The 6,167-nt window shown below is 72.2% G+C and carries 2 protein-coding genes; both read right to left on the bottom strand.

Annotation, left to right across the window (positions count from 1 at the left end; translation table 11 throughout):
• Positions 1-2,442, bottom strand: a 2,442-nt coding sequence (locus ACRWNP_RS36770; protein ID WP_431969306.1) for an ABC transporter permease, incomplete at its 3' end; no start/stop codon positions are given.
• A gap of 274 nt (positions 2,443-2,716) precedes the next feature.
• A complete protein-coding gene (locus ACRWNP_RS36765) occupies positions 2,717-6,043 on the bottom strand; it encodes an FtsX-like permease family protein (RefSeq protein WP_431969304.1) in 3,327 nt (1,108 codons plus the stop codon).
• Between the last annotated feature and the right edge of the window lie 124 nt (positions 6,044-6,167).

The following is a 6,167-nucleotide window of genomic DNA, read 5'->3' as shown; positions in this document are numbered from 1 at the left end:
GCGGCCCGTCATGCCCATCGTCCGCAGCCGCGCCAGCAGCGCCTTGCGCTGCGGCGCGCTGTGCAGCAGCGACAGCAGCAAGGCCAGTACGCCGTAGCCGGCGCTGGTGGCGATCGCGGCCTGGTAGACGTGTTGAGCACCGGACTGCAGGGCTGAGACGCCGTAGGACGCCCGCTCCTCTGACCGGAGCGTGACCTGCGCGGGCTGCGAGGCCTGCCGCACGACGGCACGCAATTGCGGACCCCGCAGGTCCGATCCTGTGACGAGCAGGGTCGTGGGAGCCGAAAGTCGCCGGGCCGCCCGGGGGTGCTCGCGTGCCATGTCCGTCGCGGAGACGACGACGAACTCGCCGGTACCCAGGGCCGGTGTGGCGTCCCGGGTGGCGACGGCCCGTACCGGGGTCCGGCCCGCGGAAGAACGCACATTCATCACGCCCTGCTTGAAGGCACGAGCAAGACCCGGCGAGACCACCGCCGGCAAGGGCTCCCGGCCGCGGCGGGCAAGCGACGGGAACGAAGCGCCCGTGCCGGTGCTCGACACCACGCGTCCGTACTGTGCGGGATCCGCGATGACCAGGCTGTACCTCACACCGGACGAAGTCGACAAGCCCCTCTCGATCCGCACCGCCGACGTATCCCGCACGCCGTGGACCTCGCGTACTCGTGACTCCAGGGCGGCGGGCAGCCCGGTCGACGAGTCGACGCGTGCGTCGGCGCCGACCGCCCGCAGGGCGGCCCTGTCGCGGCCCGTCTCGACACCGGCGAGGACGGACCCACCGAAGGAGGTGAGCGCGAGCGCCACCAGCAGCGCCATGAGCGGCAGAGCCGACATCGACGGGGCTCGACCGGCCCGCGCCAGGCCCAGGTGCAGCACCGCACCGTCGAGCCGCGCGAAAGGCCGCGCCAGCAGCCGCAACGGCCAGGGGTACAGCCGCAGCAGCACCAGCGCGGCGACCACAGCCACCAGCACGGGCGCCGCGGCGGTCAGCACATCCGCGGCGCCGTCCGCCGTTCCGCGTTGCCGCAGCGCCACCACCGAACCGACCACGATCACCGTGACGGTCAGCTCCGCCACGACGCGCCGCCGTGTGGGCCGTGCCTCCGTGAGGTCGGCGCGCCGGTCGGGCATGGGACGCGCGGAAACGGCCACCGCACGCAGCGGCGGGGCCAGCCAGGCGAAGGCCCCGACCAGGGCCCCCAGCAGTGTCGGCAACCCGCGGTTCTCCGCCGGCACGACGGTCAGCGCGAGCAGCACGCCGGCCGCGGCACTGGGAATCGCCGGCAGCGCGCTCTCGGCCAGCAGCCGGCCGGCGAGCGCCGACAGGCTGATGCCCCGGGCCCGCAGCAACGAGAGCTCGGAGCGCCGGCGATCGACCAGCAGGGCCGCGGCCATCAGGAGGACGATCCCGGCGACTGCCGCCACACCGACCGTCGCGACGAGGACCAGGGGTTCGGCCGCCATGCGTTGCTCGTCGAAGGAACCCAGCAGCGCCGACAGGCCGTCCTCGGCGATCTCCCCCATGTGGGGCCGGGTGTCGCGCAGTTCCGCCGCGTCAGGCCCGGTCATGAGCGAGTCGAGCTGGTCGCGCAGCGCTGGGACGTCGCGCACCCTCACGAGGCCGGCGTCCGCCGGGAGGTGGAAGTAGACGGTGGCTCCGTCGCCGAACGCGGTCAGCCCCGACGCGTCCTCGGGAGGGATGAACACCGTGAAGTGCCAGTACTGCTCGGGGTCGCCGCCCCGGGGGCCGGCCCGGCTGTTCAGCTTCGGCGCGCGCAGATCCTGTTCTGCGTTCCAATAGGGCGCCTCCGGCCGAACAGGGCGGATGATCCCGGTGATCCCGACCATCAGCTCCGAGCCGAGTGAGTCACGCAGATGAAGTTCTGATCCGGCGTGCAGTCCCATGGTGTCGGCGGTACGGTCCGTGACCACTGCCTCGACGCGGTGGGGATCGCTCAATCGGCGGTAGAACCGGCCGTCGGCCAGCCGGGCATGAGTGGTCAGGCCGGATTGGGCGACCACGGTGCTCTGCGGGTCCACGGTCCCCGTGGGCCGGGGCAGTGCCCTGTCGCCGGCCGCGAAGGGTGTCACGGACCGCAGACCGCTGATCATGTCCCGCGTCCTGAGGACGGAGGACAGCGGAGGCCGGAGAACGCCCCGGAGGGCTTCCTCGTCGCTCTTCAGCGAAGCGGGGGCGACGAGGCCCACCCCTTGCCATCCCACGGTGAACGAGGTGCTGACACTGCGTCCGGCCACCGACGCCTGGGACAGCCTCTGCCGCAGCGCCTCGTTCTCGTACGCCTGGACGGCGCCTGGCAGGATCGCCGTCACGAAGGCGGTCCCCAACACCAGAACGGCCATGGCCAGAGCCGCACCTGGAGCGGTCCGCAGCCGGGAGCGGATCAGGGACACGTCGCCGCCGCGCGGAACGTGGGACTTGGTCATCGGTTTCCTTCAAAGGGTCCACCGGCCTTGCCGGATAGGGAGTCGAAGGCCCTTGAGAAGCGCCCTGGTGCTGCTGGGGACACACACCTCGCACACACGTGAGCTTCAAGGCCTGGGGTTCTTCCGCAGCTCGCGTCCGGATGTCCGTCGCGTGGTCGTGACCGGCGCGCTCACCGCGCCCGCGCACGCACGCGTGAGCTCGCGATGGCCAGGGCCCACGCGGCGTGCCGAGCCCCGCGGCGCCGCGGGCCCACGTCCGCTTCCACGCACAGGGTCATCGCTCCCCCTGGCCTCGAAGAGCCCGAGCCGGGTCGGCGAACCGCCCCGCCATCAACACGACGATCAGCAAGGACACGGCTGTCACCAGGAGCAACAGCGCGCCGACCGGGCGGGAAGGAAGCTCGACCAGGACGCCGGGCACCGGGCTCTCCGCCCGGGTCGTCAACACGATCGACGGAACGACCATTTTGGTGAGCCAGCTGCCGAGCAACGCGCCACTGCCCGCCGCAATGAGCACCAGGATCCCCTGCTCGGCAGCCACCACCCGGATCAGCGACCGACGCGAGGCTCCCAGCGCGTGGAGTCTGGCGAGGTCCTGCAGCCGTTCCCGCACCGCGCCGATGGCGGACACGCCGAAGCCGACCAGGGCGAGTACGACCGCGGCGAGCACGGCCGCGGGCAGTGCGGACACAGGTCCCGCACCAAGGGGGTCGTCCTGGAACTCGGCCCGCTGCTCCGCGCGGACGATGACGGAGGAGATGTCGCCGCGGTCGCGAAGTGCGCTTGCGACCCGGCCGGACGCGTCGGGCCGTACGGCCACCCACCATTCGTCCGGCTCCAGACCCGGCAGATCCATGGCGCTCAGGACCCGGCTCGCGGTGCGCAGGTCGAGGAGCACCGCGCCCCCGTCACTGGCAACAGACCCAGCCGCGGTGGTGGGCAGGGCCTTCAGGGTCGCCGAGATGCGGACGCTGAGCTTCGTCGCCCCCATGTCCAGGAGCACCTTGCTGCCGACCTTGGCGTTGGTGGCCCTCAAGAAGGCTTCGGTGGCGGCCGCGGGCACCGTGTCGGGAGCCGGCGGGACCGCGGACACCGTGACCGACGCGGCGTACGACAGGAACGGCTCGGAGTTCGCACCTGTGTCGTAGTCGACGGCGAGGAGCGTGTCCCGGCCGGACCTGGGAGTCTGTCCGGGCGAGCCGGCCTTGTGGCTCCCCCTGACATCGCTGAGGTCCATGAACTGGCGGATCTGGGATGTCCATGTCGTGCCGGCCTGCGGCACGAGGTGCCTGACTCCGCCCTCGCCGTCGACGGTGTCCACCGTGCCGATCGTCAGACGGTGACGCGCGCCGGACTGGGGCATGACGTATTCGGCTTTCAGGGAGGTGATCCGCACAGGTCCGGCGGGCCCCGCGCCACGCGCCCGGCCCGTCTCGGCGCCCAGATTCGCGTACAGGGTGTGCGCCCGGCCGTCGGCGGTCACTTCGCCGAGATGGAAGGTGTACAGCACCCCGTAGCGGTCCGTGAAGGTCGCCCAGAGCCGATCGGCGACCCTGCTCGGCTTCACCCGGCCGTGGGAGTCCCGGGACTCCAGCCGGACGGCGAACCGCACACGGTCCGTACCGGGCGGCACCGCGAACCCGGCGTCACGCGCACGGCTGTCGTCCGCGGGACGCAGCGTCCGCAGGGTCTCCGCCAGGGGGCGTTCCGCCAGGTCCCCCCGCAGCCGCATGATCCCGGCCGCCGCCGTGGTGTCCATGGCGAGTACCGTGGCCGTCCTCTCACGGGGCAGGGCCACCTGGGTGCGGGAGGACGGTGTCACCGCCGCGACCCCGGCCAGATGGTCGTACACGCCACCCTGCCCGAGCGGCGGTGTCGTGGAGCCGGTGACGCGGATGTCGGAACCCACGGCGAAGTCGGCCTGGTCCTTCTGCGAGGAGATCCAACTGCTGTTCTCGCCGATCGCGAACATACTGATCGACAGGGCGAGGACGAGCAGCAGGACCGGGGACGTCCCCCGGTCGGGCCGGCGTGCCAGCTGCCACCCCACCAGCGACGCCGACAGGCCCCGGCCCCTTGCCGCCCGGCGTTCTCCGAGCCGTGCGGCAAGCGGCAGAAGACGCAGGGCGAGCACCGCGCCTGCCAGCAGGCAGATCGCCGGGGCGACGACCAGCACCGGGTCGAGTCCCAGTTCGCCGGCGGTGTCGGTGGTCAGCGCCCCCGTCGTCGCTCCTCTGCGCGACAACTGCCAGTACGCGAGTACCGCCACGACCCCGAGCCCGACGTCGGCACCGGCCCGCACGGCTCCCGGAAGTGCGCGCTGCCGTCTCCGCGCCGCCTGCTCACCAGCGTAGGAGCCCGGTCCTCTCAACGCGGGCACGACAAGGGACAACCCGCACACCAAGGCTGTCAGCGCCGCCACGCCCCAAGCGGTCGCCGGCTGCGCCTCCAGTCGTACTCCCGTCCGGCCCAGCTCGCCGTACCCGGACAACAGCTCCATGAGTGGCCGGTTCAGGAACGGGGCCAGCACCGCGGCCGGTACGACCAGCAGCAGGCTTTCGGTGGCCGCCAGGCCGGCCACCCGGCTGCGTGAGCCACCCCGGGCCCGCAGTTGCGCGGTCTCCTCGGCGCGTTCCGCCGTGAGCATCCGGGCGACCAGCAGCAGCGACAACGCGGCCAGCAGTGTCAGCTGCGAGGCGCTGATCAGCAGGGTCGACCGAGAGACCAGAAGTGATCTGCGCAACTCCTGGAGCAGTCCGGGCAATTCGCTGCTCGCCGCGATCGAGCCATCGGCCGACATGTGTTCCAGACGCTGTGTCGCCGCACGGACTCCGGCGCTCACGCGGGCGAAGCGCGCCGTCGTGATCGCCGAGAAGTCAGCGTGCGCCTGCCAGGCCATCTCCGCGGCAGGGACGGCCCCGGACGCGAAGACCCGCGGGTCGACGAGCATGGGCCCGTACGTGGTGAACGACAGCGTCCGAACGCCCCGTCCCGCTGTCGGGTCGACACGCCAGTACGGCGCCGTTGGATCGACCGGCCGGAAGATCCCCGTCACCCGGACCCTGAGTGTGGAACCGCGGAGCCGGTCCGACAGGGTCACGAGCCGCCCGGTGCGGATCTTCAGCGCCGCCGCCGCCGCCTCCGGCAGCGCGACGGGAAGCGGCCCCCCGGAGGTGGGCCTGCCCGGGAAGACGCCGTCCACCATGCTCACGTGGGCACGGTCCAGCGTGGACAGAAACGTCAGGTCCGAGTCGTCGCCGCGCGCCGGACCTGATGACCGCAGCGCCTCCGGCAGCCCGTACGACCGCGAGCGGGTGACCGTCTTCACCACGACCGGCAGACCGTCGTACGCCCCGGCGACCGCCGCGCGCACGGCGTGGTCGAGGGCCGCGCGGTCCTCGCCCTCCACGTCGGCTGTCACCTCGATCAGCGTCCTGGCGGCGGACTGCTCCTGGAGCGCGAGCCGGATGCCGGCCTCGCCGACAGCGTCGCTGAACGCCGCGAGGGCCGTCACGGCGCAGGTGGTGAGGAGCACGGACAGGACCGCGGCGCCGATCAGGAGACGGTGCGCGCGCAGGCGCAGAAGTACGAACCCGTTCATCCCAGCCCCGCCCCGCTCACGGATTCTCCGGCGGGGCCATGCGAGGCCTGGCAGCCGCCGACTCCAATGGTTTTGTTGCTCTTTCTCCCGCTTTGGCTATGCTGCGCGCCATGACTGAGATAGC

It is taken from the genome of Actinacidiphila sp. bgisy160, from assembly GCF_965342435.1.
In the GTDB taxonomy this organism is placed as follows: Bacteria; Actinomycetota; Actinomycetes; order Streptomycetales; family Streptomycetaceae; genus Actinacidiphila.
Note: the sequence above shows the minus strand (reverse complement) of the source record. Positions and strands in the feature narration are given on the sequence as shown.

Bases quoted from the DNA above. Each gene is read 5' to 3' on its own strand.
- ACRWNP_RS36765 (WP_431969304.1), bottom strand. From the start codon at position 6,043: ATGAACGGGTTCGTACTTCTGCGCCTGCGCGCGCACCGTCTCCTGATC.